Source organism: Sphingosinicella microcystinivorans, assembly GCF_027941835.1.
Lineage (GTDB): Bacteria > Pseudomonadota > Alphaproteobacteria > Sphingomonadales > Sphingomonadaceae > Sphingosinicella.
This window is the reverse complement of the sequence record NZ_CP116005.1, coordinates 1244928-1260426: the sequence shown is the minus strand read 5'-3', so window position 1 is coordinate 1260426 and position 15499 is coordinate 1244928. Positions and strand designations below refer to the sequence as shown.

Sequence of the window (15499 nt, the reverse complement as noted above, 5' to 3'; positions counted from 1 at the left end):
GGCCGCGGCGTGCCGCAGCCGCAATCGCTTCCGCAGGCGCCGCTCCAGCAGGCCCCGCTGCCGACGGCGCTCGGCACGGCGGGCGTCCGCGTCCGCACGCTCGTCACCATCCGCTGGATGGCGATCGCCGGCCAGTCGATCGCGTTCCTCGTCGTGCACCTGCTGCTCGGCTTCCAGGTGCCGCTTGCGGCGGCGGGCGCGGCGATCCTCGCCTCTGCGGTGCTCAACATCGGGCTTTCGACGCTCTATGCGCCGACCGCGCGCCTCGTCGGCGTGGAGGCGCTGCTGCACCTCGCCTTCGACCTGCTCCAGCTCGGCGTCCTCCTCTACCTCACCGGCGGGCTCGCCAACCCGTTCAGCGTGCTGCTCGTCGTGCCGGTGACGATCTCCGCGACGCTGCTCAGCGCGCGCGCCACGGTGGCGCTGATCCTCATCGCGACGGCGATCCTCGGCGTGCTCTGGAAGTGGTCGCTGCCGCTGCCGTGGGCGGGGCCGCCGCCGGCACTGCCGCCGATCTACGTGCTCGCCAGCCTCGTCGCGCTCGGCTTCACCGTGGTCTTCCTCGCCATCTACGTGCTGCGCGTGTCGCTCGACGCGCGGCGCTGGCAGCAGGCGCTCGTCATCACGCAGGCGGTGCTGGAGCGCGAGACGAAGATGTCGGCGCTCGGCGCGCTCGCCGCGGCGTCGGCGCACGAACTCGGCGGCCCGCTCGGCACGATCAGCCTCGTCGCGCGCGACCTCGCCGAGACATTGGAAGGCGACCCCGACTTCGGCGAGGACGTCGCCCTGCTCGACCGGGAGGCGAGGCGCTGTCGCGAGATCATGGCCGATCTCGCGCGGCGCGCGGAGGTGGATGCGCCGTTTCCCCACGTGCCGCTCCGCGTGCTGCTGCACGAGGTCGCGCAGCCCTTCGAGGCGAGCGGCAAGCGCGTGCACGTCGAGGCTCCCGCGACCGTGGTGGCGCGCACGCCCGAGCTGCTGCACGGCCTGCTGAACCTCGTCGACAACGCCGTGCGCCACGCGGCGCACGACGTGCGGATCACGGCGACCACGGATGACGACAGCGTGGCGCTCGAAATCGCCGACGACGGCGCCGGTTTCCCGCCCGAGCTGCTGCCGCAGCTCGGCGAGCCGTACCTCGGCCCGTCGCGCTCGGCGCGCGGCGGCACGGGGCTCGGCATCTTCATCGCCACCACGCTCATCGAGCGCACCGGCGGCCGGGTTGCGTTTCGAAATGCCGCAGGCGGCGGCGCGGTGGTCGAAATCGTCTGGCCGATCGCCTATATCGCGGCAGGAACGGAAGGACAGGCATGACCCCCGATACCACAACCGGCGAAACCCGGACCGACGAAACCGAAACCGGCGCGCCGCGCGCCGCCGCAGACCGCACGCTGCTGCTCGTGGACGACGACAACGCCTTTCGCCAGCGGCTCGGCCTGACGCTCGAACGCCGCGGCTACACGGTCGCGGCCGCCTCCGGCATCGCCGAGGCGCGCGGCATCGCCGCCGAGCTGAAACCGGCCTACGCCGTGCTCGACATGCGGCTCGCCGACGGCAACGGGCTCGACCTCGTCGGCGAGCTGCGCGCGCTGCGGCCGGGCATCCGCATCGTGATGCTCACCGGCTACGGCAACCTCGCCACCGCCGTCGCGGCGGTGAAGGCCGGCGCGGTCGACTACCTGCCGAAGCCCGCCGATCCCGACGACATACTGAACGCGCTGCTCGCCCCCGGCGAGGCGAAGCCCGCGCCGCCCGACGAGCCGATGTCCGCCGACCGCGTGAAATGGGAGCACATCCAGCGCGTCTACGAACTTTGCGACCGCAACGTCTCCGAAACCGCGCGGCGTCTGAAGATGCACCGGCGGACGCTGCAACGCATCCTCTCCAAGCGCTCGCCGCGTTAGGAAAGTTCTCCGAAGAACGGGTCCTCCGACCGCTGCAAGCGGCTCGCGGCGAGCCGCCCGAAGCGCAGGATTTCCGTGCGCCGCCGCGCTGCGGGGAGCGGGCTCGCCGGCGCCGTCCGCAGGATCGCCGCGTCGAAGCGGTCGGCGACGATGACGCCGCTGATCTCCGGCCGGAACGCCGCTTCATCGAGGATCGCGGCGGGAATGTGCGGCGGCACCGCCCAGAAGAAGCGGTCGCAGAAATCGAGATAGTCCGGCCACTTCATGTCGCCGCGCAGATCGGCGAGCGACACCTTCACCTCGCAGATGACGATTTCGCCCTTCGCGTCCACCGCATAGACGTCCGCGCGGCGGCCGTTGCGCAGCGGCACCTCGGCGAGCGCGGCGAGGCCCAGATGATGGAACATGCGGCAAACGCCGCGCACCACGTCGCACGCGATCATCGGGGTTTCGGCAGGCAGCGCGGCGGAGCTCATCGCCCTACTTTAGCAGAACAAGGCGGGAACGAAAGACGTCTAGCGGTAGAAGACGTGCCCGCCGATGCGACGGGTCTCTTCCTTCACGCGGCGCCAGCCCGGCTTCACGTAGGTGGCGTGGAAGAAGGTCGCCTTGTCGGTCACGTCCTGCCAGCCCTGCGCCGCGGCGATGATCGCGATGGCCTCGGCGCGCCTCCACGCCGGGCCCTTCACGGCGGGAACGTCGGGCTTGCCGTCGAAGGTGAAGGAGAACTGCCCGCTCTGGTAGACGACGCCGCAGATGTCGTCGGGCCAGCGGTCGTGCGCCGCGCGGTTGAGGATGACCTGCGCGACGGCAAGCTGGCCTTCGAGCGATTCGCCGCGCGCCTCGAAATAGATCGCGCTGGCGAGGCAGCGCATGTCGCCGTCGAGTTCGCTGCGGTGCATGTCGGCAACATCGCCGACAAGCGCGGCGAGATCGAGCGCCGGTGCGGATGACGGTGCGGATGCCGCTTCGGCCTCGTGCGCGGCGGCGATCGGGCTGACGCGCGGCGTCTGGTCGACATCCAGTTCGTTTTGGATGCGGATCGGCGAGAAGGGCAGGCCCTGCGGCGCGGCCATCGGCACGTCGAGCGCGATCGAGGCCGGCTTCAGGTTGGAGACGATGACGTCGCCCGCCACCGGGGCCGCGCTCGGCCACACCATCGCGATCATCGCCGCGCACGACGCGACGAGGCCGATGCCCCGTATGGATCTAGACATGGAAGGGTCCGCTCGTTGTCCGGGGCCGCCCGAAGGGGCGAGCGGGGCCGAAAGTCAGGCCGCCAGCGCCGGGAGTTCAACATCAGCGCCTGCCCACCGGGAATGGCGCCCAACAAATTCGCGGTGGGAATTGCCTCCCGAACAGTCGGGAGTCAACATATTCCGTTAATCTTTATCGACAAAACGTTGCGGATCATCGACATCCAGTTCGATAATCCACAGATCGGGATCGAATTTCCTGCGTTTTTCGAGCGCGTCCTGCGCCGCCGGGTCGCGCTCCTCGCGATTTTCGAAGATCGGCTGCCACGAGACCTTGCCGTCGCCCATGTTGACGCGGGAAAGCGCCGTCAGCGTGCCGGACGAATCGCGCAGCAGCAGCAGGACGGCACCCGAATCGGGCTCGCCCTTGGCGATGACGGTGGCGAATCCGCCCGCGGCCTCGACGCGGCGGCGAAGCGCGCCGAGCCAGATGTCGGTCCTGATTCGCATCGCGCCGGTCAGGCGCTGGCGGCGGCGGCGTGTCCCGGCTGATCCGGCTTGGCATCGAGCAGCCCGAGCATACGCGCCTTGTCGCCAAGCCGCTGCAGCCCGCCCGAGTCGCCGTCGACGAAGACGAGGCCCATCAGCCCCTGGTCCGCCCACGCGACGAGGCACGGAAACGTGCCGAACTTCGGCAGGAACAGGTGGAGCGCGGTGCCTTTCGGCAGCATCTGCTTGCAGGCGATGCGCGCGCCGCTCGTCGATATGTCGCGCACGATGCACCCGAACTGCCGGTCGATCAGGCGAACCTCGCCCTTGAATACGACCTGACGGCGGCCCGCGAGGCGCGCCGTCTTGCCTTCAGCCTGGGTGTCTTCGATGCTCATGCTGCTTCGCTATGCCCGACTCCGCTTAAAAGCGCGTAAAGAGCATCACTATTGTTGGTGCCGCGCAGCTTGTCGACGAGGCGGCGGTCGCGGAACATGCGGCTGATCTGCGCGAGCGCCTTCAGATGGTCGGCGCCGGCGTCCTCGGGCGCGAGCAGCATGAACACGAGATCGACGGGCTGGCGGTCGATCGCGTCGAAGTCGATCGGCGGGTCGAGCTTCGCGAACAGGCCCTGCACGGTCTTCAGCTCCGGAAGCCGCGCGTGCGGCACCGCGACGCCGCCGCCGAGCCCGGTGGAGCCGAGTCGCTCGCGCTCGAGCAGCACCTCCATGATCCGCGCCTCGGGCACGTTCACCACGGCCGCGGCAAGCGCGGCGAGCTGCTGGAGCAGCGCCTTCTTGCTGCCGGCGCGCAGTCCCGTGTGGACGGTTCGCGGTGTGACCAGGTCGAACATGCTTGCGCTTCTACTCCGGGCCGTCTGGAGGGGCCGTTAACGCGCCGCCGCTCAGGCGGCGGGCGGTTCCACCCAGCCGATGTGCCCGTCCTCGCGGCGGTACACCATGTTGTAGGCGCCCGTGCTGCTGTTGCGGAACATCAGCGCGCCCGTGTGCCGGAGGTCGAGCATCATCACGGCGTCGGACACGCTCGCCTCGGGAATGTCGACGCGGGTCTCGGCGACGATGAGCGGGTTGTCGGCGCTCTCGTCCGCCTGTTCCGCGTCCTCGCCCGCCGCGCGCAGCACGCGGTATTCGGCATCGAACGCGACGTCCTTCACGCCGTTCAGCCGGTGGTGATCCTCCAGCCTGCGCTTGTAGCGGCGGATCTGCTTGTCGATCTTCTGGGCGGCGCCGTCGAAGGCGAACTGCGCGGCGTTCATCGACCGGTCCGAGGCCTTCAGCACCAGGCCCTGCGTCAGCTGCAACAGGATATCGCAGACGAAGCCGGCATCGTGCGGACCCGGCTTCAGCGTGACGTTCGCGCCGGTGGCGCGCACGCCGTACTTCTGCACCATCGCATCGAGACTGCTGTCGACATGCGCGGTCAGCGAGGAGCCGACATCAATCTGTTGACCGGAAACGCGGATATCCATCTCGGCCCATCCTTTCTTCTTGGCCTCGCCCGCCGGATGCCGGGCGATGGCGGTAAAACTCGTCACCGGACGCGCGCGCAGGCGCGCATCCGACCCCAACAGGACTCAATCCGTGCCCGTCTGCTCCCAGAGCGGAGTCTTCAAGAGCTTGAGGAAGGCAGCGTGCCGCGCCAACTCCTCAGGCGTCGCGGCGTGCGGGCGGGGCGCCACGTAGCGGCGTTCGACGCGGACCGCAACCGTTTCCTCGCGCGCCGACGCCTGGCCGAGCGACAGGCCGATCTGCCGGCCGCCCATCAGCTCCACGTAAACGCGCGCCAGAAGCTGCGCGTCGAGCAGCGCGCCGTGCTTGTCGCGCGCGGTGAGATCTATGCTGAACCGGGTGCACAGCGCGTCGAGCGAATGCTTGGCGCCGGGGAATTTCTTGCGCGCCATGACGAGCGTGTCGCCCACGCGCTCGATCGGGATCTGGTCGTGCCCCGTGTTGCGGAGCTCCCAGTTCACGAAGCGGCGGTCGAACTCGGCGTTGTGCGCGATGAGCCGCGCGTCGCCCACGAAGGCCACGAACTCGGCCGCGATCGCCGCGAACGTCGGCTTGTCGGCAAGGAACGCGTCGGAAAGCCCGTGCACCGTCTCGGCCTCGGCGGGCATCGGGCGGCACGGGTTTATGTACGCGTGGAACGTGCGCCCCGTCTCGATGCGGTTGACGAGTTCGACGCAGCCGATCTCGCAGATGCGATGCCCGTCCGACGGGTCGAGACCCGTGGTCTCGGTGTCGAAGATGACCTCACGCATGTCTTGCAATATCGGACTCCATGACGCCGGAGACAAGAGACGAGATGACGGATTTCGGCCCGCGTCTCGCGCAGGCCCTGCCCCGTGTCGATCACGAAATCGGCGCGGCGGCGCTTTTCCCGGTCGCGCATCTGCGTGGCGAGGATGGCGCGGAACTTCTCGTGCGTCATCCCCGGCCGCGCGAGCACGCGGCGGCGCTGCACGTGCGCGGGCGCGGACACGACGACGGTGGCGTCGACATGGGCATGGCCGCCGCCCTCGAAGAGCAGCGGAACGTCGAGCGCGACGATCGCCGCGCGGTTTTGCCGCGCCGCCGCTAGGAACGCCTGCTGCGCCTGCCGCACCATCGGGTGCACGATCGCCTCGAGGCGGCGGCGCGCCTCGGCGTTCCCGAACACCGCCGCGCCGAGCTTCGCGCGGTCGACGCCGTTCGGCCCGGTCGTCCCCGGAAACGCCGCCTCGATCGGCGCCAGCGCCGCGCCGCCGGGCCCTTGCAGCCGGTGCACCTCCGCATCGGCGTCGAACACGGGTACGCCCGCGCGCCGCAGCATCGCCGCGACGGTCGACTTGCCCATGCCGATCGAGCCGGTGAGGCCGAGGACGATCATCGCGCGAGCAGCGCCTTCAGTTCGTCCTCGCAGCCTTCGGGCGGGGCGGTGCCGAAGAACAGCGAGAAGGCGATCGCGGCCTGGCCGATCAGCATTTCGAGCCCATCGACAGTTTCGAGGCCGCGCGCCGCCGCCGCTTTCAAAAGGCCCGTTTCGAGCGGGCTGTAGACGATGTCGTAGACGACGGCGTCCTCGGCAAGCGGCGAGAGGTCGAGGTCGAGCGGCGGCTGTCCGGTCATGCCGAGCGCGCTCGCGTTCACCAGCAGCGCCGCCTCGGGAAGCGGCGCATCGAGCGGCTTCGCCGATCCCTCGAGGCCGAACGCGGCGAGGAGGCCCATCGCCTTCAGCGGGCTGCGGTTCAGCACCGTCACCGGGCCGACATTCGCCTTCGACAGGGCGAACAGAACGGCGCGTGCCGCGCCGCCCGCGCCCACCACGGCCACCGGCCGGCCTTCGAGGTCGAGCCCCGCAATCGGGGCGAAGAAGCCGCCCGCATCAGTGTTGGTGCCGAACAGCGCGCCGTCCTCGCCGCGCGCGATCGTGTTCATCGCGCCGATGCTCGCGCGGACGCCGCCTGGGTCGGCGACATGGTCCATCACTGCGATCTTGTGCGGAATCGTGACGTTGCAGCCGCGCCAGTCGGGATCGCTGCGGCGGCTTTCGATATAGGCGGCAAGGCCTTCCGCCTTCACGTGGGCGCGGCGGTAGTCGGCGGCGATGCCGAGCCGGTCCAGCCAGAATTTGTGGATGAGGGGAGACTTGGAATGGCTGATCGGATCCCCGATCACCTCCGCGTAGGGCAGGCTCATGTCGGCATCACGCTGCGGGTCCTCAGGTAATCGAGCACGGCCAGAAGCGGCAGGCCGCGGATCGTGAACTGGTCGCCGTCGATGCGCGCGAAGAGCTGCGCGCCGCGCCCCTCGATATGATAGCCGCCGACCGAGCCGAGCAGCACATCGCCGCAGGCGTCGAGATAGGCGTCGAGGAACGCATCCGAAAAGTCGCGCATGGTGAGCCTCGCGACACCGACGAAACGCCAGACGGCCGTTCCGTTCTCCGCGATCACCGCGGCCGACACCAGCCGGTGCGCGCGGCCGCGCAGCATCCGGAGCTGGGCGGCGAGCGTTTGCCGGTCGGGCGCCTTGTCGATCAGCGTGCCGTCGTCGAGCGCCACCACGGAGTCGCTGCCGAGCACTAGCGCGCCCGGCAGCCTCCGCGACACCTTCACCGCCTTCGCCTCGGCGAGCGCGTCCGCGATCCGCCGCGCGTCCGCGCCTTCGGCGGCGAGCCCGCGCTTCAGCTCGGCCTCGTCGACCATCGGCGGCAAGGCCTCGAAGGGCACTGCCGCCGCGGTCAGCATCGCCTGCCGCGAGGCGCTCGTCGACGCAAGAACGAGTGACGTCATGCCGCCGAACCGTTGGCGTGCGTCTCGGCGCGCTCGTTGTAGAGGTTGATGATCGCCGCCGCCGTCTCCTCGATCGAGCGGCGCGACACGTCGATCACCGGCCAGTTGTTGTCGGCGCAGAGCCGCCGCGCCGCCGCGACCTCCTTCGTCACCACGTCCATGTCGACATAGGCGGTCTCCGGCGCCTGCGCGAGGCTGAGCAGGCGGTTGCGGCGCACCTGCACGAGCCGGTCGGGATTGGTGGTGAGCCCGACGACCATCGGCTTCGACAGGCGGAAGAGCTGCTCGGGCGGGCGGCTCGTCGGCACCAGCGGCAGGTTCGCGGTTTTGAAGCCCCGGTTGGCGAGGTAGATCGAGGTCGGCGTCTTCGAGGTGCGCGAGACGCCGATCAGCAGGATGTCGGCTTCCTCCCAGTTGTCGGCGCCCTGCCCGTCGTCGTGGTTCATCGTGTAGTCGATGGCGGCAACGCGGCGGAAATAGGCCTCGTCCATCTGGTGCTGGCGGCCTGGCCGGGCGGCGGCGCGCTGGCCGAGCACGGTTTGCAGGCCCTCGATCACGGGATCGAGCACGCCGACCGCCGGCAGCCCCATCGCACGGCAGCGCGCCTCGAGGTGGGTCCGCATCTCGCCGCTCACCAGCGTGAACAGCACGAGGCCGGGGCGCTTGGCGATGTCCATCAGCACGCGGTCGAGGTGGCCCTTCGATCGGACGAGCGGCCAGAAATGCTTGATCGTCTCGACGTCCTCGAACTGCGCGAGTCCGGCTTTCGCAACCGATTCAAGCGTTTCGCCGGTCGAATCGGAGACGAGATGCAAGTGCAGCCGCATGTGTCGCCTCCTTCCCGGCGCGGTTGTGGATAAGCCCCCGGACGACTCGCTTAAGGACTCGCGGGATAACGGGCAAGCGGGCGGTCGCGCATCCTTCCGCGGGTCGCCATAAGCAGATCATCCCCAGGTGGACAGTTCCCGCATCGTCTTGTGAATCCGGTGGATAAGTCGCGCCGCGCGCCGCAAACCGGCAGGCCGCGCCCCACGCCTGCGTCATGCTTGCCTGTGGACTTCACGGGAAACCCCGTTATCCCCAGCCCAACAATCATCCAAATCCATTTATCTATATATTAAGGGAGAGATATGGGGGCCCGGTCCTTGCTCGCAGTGCTGAACGGAGAACGGCAAGCCGTGCCGCCGGTGTGGTTCATGCGGCAGGCGGGGCGTTATCTCCCGGAGTATCGCGCGCTGCGTGCCGAGAAGGGCGGGTTTCTCGAACTCGTTTACGACAACGACGCCGCGGCGGAGATCACGCTGCAACCGATCCGGCGCTTCGGCTTCGACGGCGCGATCCTGTTCTCGGACATATTGATCGTGCCGCACGCGATGGGCCAGACGCTGACCTTCACGCCGGGCGAGGGGCCGCAGCTTGCGCCGCCGCTCGTGGAAGCCCGGCTCGAGGACCTGCACGCGGCGCCGCAGCATCTGGCTGCCGTTTACGGGACCGTCCGCAAGGTCGCGGCGGCGCTGCCGGGCGAAACCGCCTTCCTCGGCTTCGCGGGCGCGCCGTGGACGGTCGCGACCTACATGGTCGCGGGCGAGGGCAGCCGCGATCAGGCCGCGGCGCGGCTGATGGCCTATCGCGAGCCCGCGCGCTTCGCCGCGCTCATTGATGCGGTCGCGGGCGTGACCGTCGATTACCTCGCCGGGCAGGTCGCGGCGGGCGTCCATGCCGTGCAGCTTTTCGATAGCTGGGCGGGCAGCCTCGCGCCGGACGAATTCGACCGCTGGGTGATCGCCCCGACACGCGCGATCGTGGAGCGGCTGAAGGCGCGCTGCCCGGGCGTGCCGGTCATCGGCTTCCCGAAGGGCGCGGGCGGCAACCTCGCCCGCTACGCGCGCGAGACCCGCGTCGATGCGGTCGGGCTCGATGAGACCGTCGATCCGGCGTGGGCGGACGAGGCGCTGCCGGAAGGCCTGCCGGTGCAGGGCAATCTCGATCCGCTGCTGCTGCTCGCGGGCGGCGATGCGCTTGCCGGGGCCGTCCGGCGCATCCGCCGCGCCCTCGGCCGGCGGCCGCACGTCTTCAACCTCGGCCACGGCATCGACAAGGAAACGCCGATCGCGCACGTCGAGGCCGCGCTCGCCGCGATTAGGAGCCCGCTCTAGATGGAAAGCTGGGTCGGCTGGCTCGGCGGCGCCCACCTCTGGGTGCGGGCCTTCCACGTCGTCTTCGTGATCTTCTGGATGGCGGGCATGTTCATGCTGCCGCGCTATCTCGTCTATCAGCATCCGACTACGCCGGGTTCATCCGAGGAAGCGCTGTGGAACACGCGCATCGAGCGGCTCAGGAAGATCATCGTCGGCCCGGCGATGGTGATGGTGTGGGCGCTCGGCCTCGCGCTTGCCTTCAACATCGGCTTTGCGGGCAACCTCTGGCTGTGGGTGAAGCTCGCGGTCGTGTTCCTGTTCTCGGGCTTCCACGGCTGGCTCGTCGGCGTTTCGAAGAAGATGGCGCGCGGCGAGCGCCCGGTGAGCGAGCGCGGCCTGCGTATGCTGAACGAACTCCCGAGCCTCGTCGTCATCGTCGTCGTGCTGCTCGCGGTCGTGCGGCCGTTCTGATCCGCTTGACTTCCGGAAGGACGCTTCCTAAGTCGAGGGTCAAGTCCTCGTCCTGAGGCGCCCGCGCAGGGCATTGTTTCGATTTCCCCACGTCTCTCCCTCGCGCCGATACTCACACGATTCACCGAAGGCTCCGCCCGATGGTCATGCACCTCAAAGACCTCAAGAAGAAAACCCCCGCCGACCTCGTCGCCATGGCCGAAGAACTCGGCGTCGAAGGCGCGTCCACCATGCGCAAGCAGGACCTGCTGTTCTCGATCCTGAAAGCCCTCGCCGACAACGACGAGCAGATCATGGGCGGCGGCACCATCGAGGTGCTGCCCGACGGCTTCGGCTTCCTGCGCTCTCCGGAAGCGAACTATCTCGCCGGGCCGGACGACATCTACGTGTCGCCCAACCAGGTCCGCAAGTTCGGGCTTCGCACCGGCGACACCGTCGAGGGCGAGATCCGCGGCCCGAAGGACGGCGAGCGCTATTTCGCGCTCACCAAGCTCTCGCTCATCAACTTCGACGATCCCGAGCAGGTCCGCCACCGGGTCAATTTCGACAACCTGACGCCGCTCTATCCCGACGAGAAGCTGCGGCTCGACACGCTCGACCCGACGCTGAAGGACAAGTCGGCGCGCGTCATCGACATCATCGCGCCGCAGGGCAAGGGCCAGCGCGCGCTGATCGTCGCGCCGCCCCGCACCGGCAAGACGGTTCTGCTCCAGAACATCGCCAAGGCGATCACCGACAATCATCCCGAGGTGTTCCTGATCGTGCTGCTGATCGACGAGCGGCCCGAGGAAGTCACCGACATGCAGCGCAGCGTGAAGGGCGAGGTCGTCTCCTCGACCTTCGACGAGCCCGCGACGCGTCACGTGCAAGTCGCTGAAATGGTTATCGAAAAGGCGAAACGCCTCGTCGAGCACAAGAAGGACGTGGTGATCCTGCTCGACTCGATCACGCGTCTCGGGCGCGCCTACAACACCGTCGTGCCGTCGTCGGGCAAGGTGCTCACGGGCGGCGTCGACGCGAACGCGCTCCAGCGGCCGAAGCGCTTCTTCGGCGCCGCGCGCAACATCGAGGAGGGCGGCTCGCTCTCGATCATCGCCACCGCGCTCATCGACACCGGCAGCCGCATGGACGAGGTGATCTTCGAGGAGTTCAAGGGCACCGGCAACTCCGAGATCGTGCTCGACCGCAAGGTCGCCGACAAGCGCATCTTCCCGTCGATCGACGTCGGCAAGTCGGGCACTCGCAAGGAGGAGCTGCTCGTCGAAAAGGACAAGCTCTCGAAGATGTGGGTGCTGCGCCGCATCCTCATGCAGATGGGCACCGTCGACGCGATGGAATTCCTGCTCGACAAGATGAAGGATTCCAAGACCAACGACGATTTCTTCGCGGCGATGAACCAGTAAGCCGAAGGAGCGTTAGCGGCCGATGGACATCAGCCTTCTCCTCTCCGCGGCAGGCGCCGCAAGCGCGGCGACGAGCTTCGGAGGCCCCGCCGACATCTGGGCCGCCATCGTCAACGACTTCTCGAACATCGGGTCGCCCGCAGCGCTTGCCGCGTTCACGCAGGTGCTGCTGATCGACATCGTTCTCGCCGGCGACAACGCCATCGTCGTCGGCGCGCTCGCGGCGGGCCTGCCGCCCGACCAGCGCCGCAAGGTGATCGCGATCGGCGTGCTTGCCGCGCTCGTGCTGCGCATCGCCTTCGCGCTCGTCGTCACCCAGCTCATGCAGATCGTCGGCCTCATCCTCGCGGGCGGGCTCCTCCTGCTCTGGGTGTCGTGGAAGATGTACCGCGAGCTTCATCCGGCAAGCGCCGAGGGCCAGTCCCCGGGCTCGCCCGAGATCGCCGGCGACGAGGATTCCGGCATCCGCCCGGCGAAGAGCTTCGTCGGCGCGGCCTGGGCCGTCGCGGTCGCCGATGTTTCGATGAGCCTCGACAACGTGCTCGCGGTCGCCGGCGCGGCGCGCGACCACCCGGGCATCCTGATCGTCGGCCTCATCCTCTCCGTGGCGCTGATGGGCGTCGCGGCGAACATCATCGCCAAGTACATCGAGCGTTTCCGCTGGATCGCCTACATCGGTCTTCTCGTCATCATCTATGTCGCGTTCAAGATGATCTACGAGGGCATCGTCGATCCCGCGGTGGGCGTGATGACGCTCGGCGTGTTCGGCGGTTGACACGGCACGGCAGTGCGGACAGCATCCGGATCATGGATACGCGCAGCCTCTCACGCCGCCTCTGTCGCGGAGGCCAGCTTCTGGCGGGCATCTAGCCCCGGACCCTGACGGCGTGCCCCGACGGGTTCGGGGCGGGTTCAGCCGTTTTCCCCCAATGCCGTCAGAAAGATCCGTTCCATGACCGACGCCGCGCGTCCGCCGATTCATCTCATTGATTCCGAGGCCGAAAGGCTCGGAGACCTCGCCCTCGCCGCCGAAGCGCGCCTTCCCGAGGTCGCGGAGCTGCTCCTGACCGAGATCGAGCGGGCCACCGTGCACAGCCGCGAGGCCTTTCCGGAGGGAATCGTGCGCATGGGCGCGCGCGTCGATTTCGTCGACGAGGGCAGCGGCGCGCGCCGCACGGTGGAGCTCGTCTATCCGCCGGATGCGGATGTCGCCGCGGGCAGGCTCTCGATCCTCTCGCTGGTCGGCGCCGGGCTCATCGGGCTCGGCGAAGGGCAGACGATCCGCTGGCCGGACCGGAGCGGCACGGAACGCGTGCTCAGGATCGAGAAGGTCACGCCTCCGGAAGCATGATCGTCGCGCCCGTGGTCCTGCGCGCCTCGAGGTCGCGGTGCACCTGGGCGGCATCCGCGAGCGCACGGCGCTGGTGGATGTCGGCTTTCAGCCTGCCCGATGCGAGCATCCCGAGGAAGCGCTCCGAACCGGCGCGGAATTCCTCCGGCGTTCCATAGTAATGCACGACCGTGGGCCGCGTGACGAACAGCGAGCCCCTGGCGGCGAGGATGCCGAGGTCGACGCCCGTCACCGGCCCGGAGGCGTTGCCGAAGCTGGCGAGGAGCCCGCGCGTGCGGAGCGCCGCCAGCGACACGTCCCACGTCGCCTTGCCGACGCCGTCGAACACCGCGTCGACGCCGGCGCCGCCCGTTATCTCGCGCGCCGCCTCGGCCGCCTCGGCATAGCCGCAGGCGATGTCCGCGCCCGCCGACTTGGCAAGCGCCTGCTTGTCGGCCGATCCGGCCGTCGCGGCGACGCGGACGCCGATCGCCTTCAGCCACTGCACCAGCAGCAGCCCGACACCGCCTGCCGCGGCGTGGACGAGCGCGGTGTCCCCCGCCTTCAGGCGCGCGCAGCGCTCGACGAGATACTCGGTGGTCGCCGCCTTCAGCATCACCGCCGCCGCCGCGTCATCGGCAAGGCCGTCCGGAAGCTTCAGCGCCTGCGCGGCCGGGATGTTGCGGTGCGTGGCATAGGCACCGGGCTTTCCGGTGAAGTAGCCGATACGGTCGCCGGGCGCGAAGCCGCCGACGCCCTCGCCGACCGCCTCGACGACGCCCGCGGCCTCGATGCCGGGCGCGGCGGGAAGCGTCACCGGATAGAGCCCGCTGCGGTGATAGGTGTCGATGAAGTTGACCCCGATCGCGGTATGGCGGACCGCGAGTTCGCCGGGGCCGGGCGGGGCGGGCGCAAAGTCCTGCCGCGTGATCACCTCCGGCCCGCCGGTTTTCTGAAACGCCATTCGATACGCCATCGGAGACTCCTTCACAGCAGCTTCTGCATGAACACGAGCGTCAGCCAGCGATCAAACTTGCGCCCGACCTCGCGTAGCCGCCCGGCTTCCTCGAAGCCGAGTGCGCGGTGAAAGGCAAGACTGCCGCCATTTTCGGAATCGACCCCGCCGATGAGCGTATGCAGGCTGCGGGCGCGCGCCTCTTCGACGAGCGCTTCGAGGAGTCGGCGGCCACAACCCTGACCACGGTATGCTTTGGCAACGTAGACGGAATGCTCCGCCGTTTTCGCGTAGGCCTGCCGGGCACGGAAGGGACCGAAGCTGCCGAAACCGGCGACGCTCCCGCCCGGCGCTTCCGCGACGATCACCGGCCACCCATCCGCTGCCTTTGCAGTCTGCCATTCGGTAACGCGTTCCGGGGTCCACGGCACATGATCGTACCACGCGGTCGTGTTGAGGATGGCGTCATTGACGATGTCGAGAATGCCGCGCGCGTCGGCGGCTTGAACGGCCCTGATGACAATGGGGTCAGCCAAGGTGCGCCCGGAAGAAGTCGAGCGTGCGGCCGTTGGCGAGTCCGGCGGCGGCCTCGTCCCGGTGCGTGCCGTCGACGCGCGCGAAGGCATGGTCGACGCCGGGGTAGAAGTGCAGCGTCACGCGCGGGTGGCCGGAAAGCGCCTCGCGGATCTTCGCCTGCGCCACCTTGTCGATGAAGCCGTCCTCCTCGGCGAAATGGAGCAGCATCGGCCGGGCGATGGCGTGGGATTCGCCGAGATACTGGTCGATGCCGCCGCCGTAGTAGGCGACCGAAGCGTCGGTGTCGGTGCGCGTTCCCGAAAGATAGGCCATGCGCCCGCCGAGGCAGAAGCCGACGGTGCCGGCCTTGCCGTTCGAATCGGGACGTGCCCTCAGCGCGCGAAGCGCCGCCTCGATGTCGCGGATACCGGGGTCGATGTCGAAGCGCGTCATCAGGCCGATGGCTTCGTCCCACTCGGCCTTGGTCTTGTCGGTGAGTTCGACGCCGGGCTGCAGCCGCCAGAACATGTCGGGCGCGAGCGCGATGAAGCCGGCCTTCGCCCAGTCGTCGCACATCGCGCGGATTCCGGCGTTGACGCCGAAGATCTCCTGGATGACGACGATACCGGGGAAGGGGCCGGCGCCCTCGGGCTTCGCGAGATAGGCGCTGAAGCTGCCGTCGCCGTCCAGCGTTTCGATTCGGATCGTTTCTCCCATGTCTCTGACCTTTCGCTTGCCGCTTGTGATCTTTCGTCGCCGCTTCGCTTCCATCTCGAGCGATCAGGCTCTAGCGTCGAACCCTA

20 protein-coding genes and 1 pseudogene are annotated in these 15499 nt (G+C 68.8%); 7 read left to right on the top strand and 14 right to left on the bottom strand.

The window, feature by feature from the left end; all coding sequences use genetic code 11:
- The first annotated feature begins 9 nt into the window (after positions 1-9).
- Both PE061_RS06070 and PE061_RS06065 read left to right on the top strand, forming a co-directional pair.
- Entirely contained in the window at positions 10-1314 is a 1305-nt protein-coding gene (locus PE061_RS06070) for an ActS/PrrB/RegB family redox-sensitive histidine kinase (protein WP_271258258.1), read from the top strand.
- On the top strand, positions 1311-1904 hold the full coding sequence (locus PE061_RS06065) for an ActR/PrrA/RegA family redox response regulator transcription factor (RefSeq protein ID WP_271258257.1): 594 nt from the start codon (positions 1311-1313) through the stop codon (positions 1902-1904). The genes PE061_RS06070 and PE061_RS06065 overlap by 4 nt, the downstream gene beginning before the upstream one ends.
- Here the strand turns inward: PE061_RS06065 and PE061_RS06060 are convergent.
- The 11 genes and pseudogenes from PE061_RS06060 to PE061_RS06010 form a co-directional block, all read right to left on the bottom strand.
- On the bottom strand, positions 1901-2380 hold the full coding sequence (locus PE061_RS06060; protein ID WP_271258256.1) for an MmcB family DNA repair protein: 480 nt from the start codon (positions 2378-2380) through the stop codon (positions 1901-1903). The genes PE061_RS06065 and PE061_RS06060 overlap by 4 nt on opposite strands.
- Positions 2381-2419: 39 nt before the next feature.
- Complete coding sequence (locus tag PE061_RS06055) at positions 2420-3121, bottom strand: cell wall hydrolase (protein WP_271258255.1); 702 nt, start codon at positions 3119-3121, stop codon at positions 2420-2422.
- Positions 3122-3286: 165 nt separating this feature from the next.
- Entirely contained in the window at positions 3287-3610 is a 324-nt protein-coding gene (locus PE061_RS06050; protein ID WP_271258254.1) for a DUF1491 family protein, read from the bottom strand.
- A gap of 8 nt (positions 3611-3618) precedes the next feature.
- Positions 3619-3987 carry a PilZ domain-containing protein gene (locus PE061_RS06045; RefSeq protein WP_271258253.1) on the bottom strand — a complete coding sequence of 123 codons (369 nt, stop codon included), beginning with the start codon at positions 3985-3987 and terminating at the stop codon, positions 3619-3621.
- The gene (gene ptsN, locus PE061_RS06040; protein ID WP_271258252.1) at positions 3984-4442 is read right to left on the bottom strand and encodes a PTS IIA-like nitrogen regulatory protein PtsN; all 459 of its coding nucleotides are present in this window, start codon (positions 4440-4442) and stop codon (positions 3984-3986) included. Before ptsN ends, PE061_RS06045 begins: the two co-directional genes overlap by 4 nt.
- A 51-nt stretch (positions 4443-4493) precedes the next feature.
- Entirely contained in the window at positions 4494-5078 is a 585-nt protein-coding gene (gene hpf, locus PE061_RS06035) for a ribosome hibernation-promoting factor, HPF/YfiA family (RefSeq protein ID WP_271259134.1), read from the bottom strand.
- Positions 5079-5183: 105 nt separating this feature from the next.
- A complete protein-coding gene (dnaQ, locus tag PE061_RS06030; RefSeq protein ID WP_271258251.1) occupies positions 5184-5870 on the bottom strand; it encodes a DNA polymerase III subunit epsilon in 687 nt (228 codons plus the stop codon).
- Positions 5871-5899: 29 nt separating this feature from the next.
- Positions 5900-6478 (bottom strand): annotated as a pseudogene (coaE, locus tag PE061_RS06025) (dephospho-CoA kinase); the annotation flags it as partial.
- Positions 6475-7287, bottom strand: coding sequence for a shikimate dehydrogenase family protein (locus tag PE061_RS06020; RefSeq protein WP_271258250.1), 813 nt, complete (start codon positions 7285-7287; stop codon positions 6475-6477). The gene PE061_RS06020 and the pseudogene coaE, both read right to left, overlap by 4 nt.
- On the bottom strand, positions 7284-7883 hold the full coding sequence (locus tag PE061_RS06015) for a Maf family protein (RefSeq protein WP_271258249.1): 600 nt from the start codon (positions 7881-7883) through the stop codon (positions 7284-7286). The genes PE061_RS06020 and PE061_RS06015 overlap by 4 nt, the downstream gene beginning before the upstream one ends.
- A complete protein-coding gene (locus tag PE061_RS06010; RefSeq protein WP_271258248.1) occupies positions 7880-8710 on the bottom strand; it encodes a pyruvate, water dikinase regulatory protein in 831 nt (276 codons plus the stop codon). The genes PE061_RS06015 and PE061_RS06010 overlap by 4 nt, the downstream gene beginning before the upstream one ends.
- Before the next feature lie 303 nt (positions 8711-9013).
- On the opposite strand from PE061_RS06010, the gene hemE reads away from it, so the two are divergent.
- From hemE to rnk, 5 genes are all read left to right on the top strand, one after another.
- Positions 9014-10039, top strand: coding sequence for a uroporphyrinogen decarboxylase (hemE, locus tag PE061_RS06005; protein WP_271258247.1), 1026 nt, complete (start codon positions 9014-9016; stop codon positions 10037-10039).
- Positions 10040-10492, top strand: a complete 453-nt coding sequence (locus PE061_RS06000; protein ID WP_271258246.1) for a CopD family protein — start codon at positions 10040-10042, stop codon at positions 10490-10492.
- 146 nt (positions 10493-10638) lie between these two features.
- On the top strand, positions 10639-11895 hold the full coding sequence (gene rho / locus PE061_RS05995) for a transcription termination factor Rho (protein WP_271259133.1): 1257 nt from the start codon (positions 10639-10641) through the stop codon (positions 11893-11895).
- A 22-nt stretch (positions 11896-11917) separates the two neighbouring features.
- Positions 11918-12670 carry a YjbE family putative metal transport protein gene (locus tag PE061_RS05990; protein ID WP_271258245.1) on the top strand — a complete coding sequence of 251 codons (753 nt, stop codon included), beginning with the start codon at positions 11918-11920 and terminating at the stop codon, positions 12668-12670.
- Positions 12671-12847: 177 nt separating this feature from the next.
- Positions 12848-13246, top strand: coding sequence for a nucleoside diphosphate kinase regulator (gene rnk / locus PE061_RS05985; RefSeq protein WP_271258244.1), 399 nt, complete (start codon positions 12848-12850; stop codon positions 13244-13246).
- On the opposite strand, the gene PE061_RS05980 is transcribed toward rnk, so the two are convergent.
- The 3 genes from PE061_RS05980 to PE061_RS05970 are packed head-to-tail and all read right to left on the bottom strand — an operon-like array spanning position 13227 to position 15413.
- On the bottom strand, positions 13227-14201 hold the full coding sequence (locus PE061_RS05980) for a quinone oxidoreductase family protein (RefSeq protein WP_271258243.1): 975 nt from the start codon (positions 14199-14201) through the stop codon (positions 13227-13229). The two genes, rnk and PE061_RS05980, sit on opposite strands and share 20 nt — an antisense overlap.
- An 11-nt stretch (positions 14202-14212) precedes the next feature.
- On the bottom strand, positions 14213-14716 hold the full coding sequence (locus PE061_RS05975) for a GNAT family N-acetyltransferase (protein ID WP_271258242.1): 504 nt from the start codon (positions 14714-14716) through the stop codon (positions 14213-14215).
- Complete coding sequence (locus PE061_RS05970) at positions 14709-15413, bottom strand: dienelactone hydrolase family protein (protein WP_271258241.1); 705 nt, start codon at positions 15411-15413, stop codon at positions 14709-14711. Before PE061_RS05970 ends, PE061_RS05975 begins: the two co-directional genes overlap by 8 nt.
- Between the last annotated feature and the right edge of the window lie 86 nt (positions 15414-15499).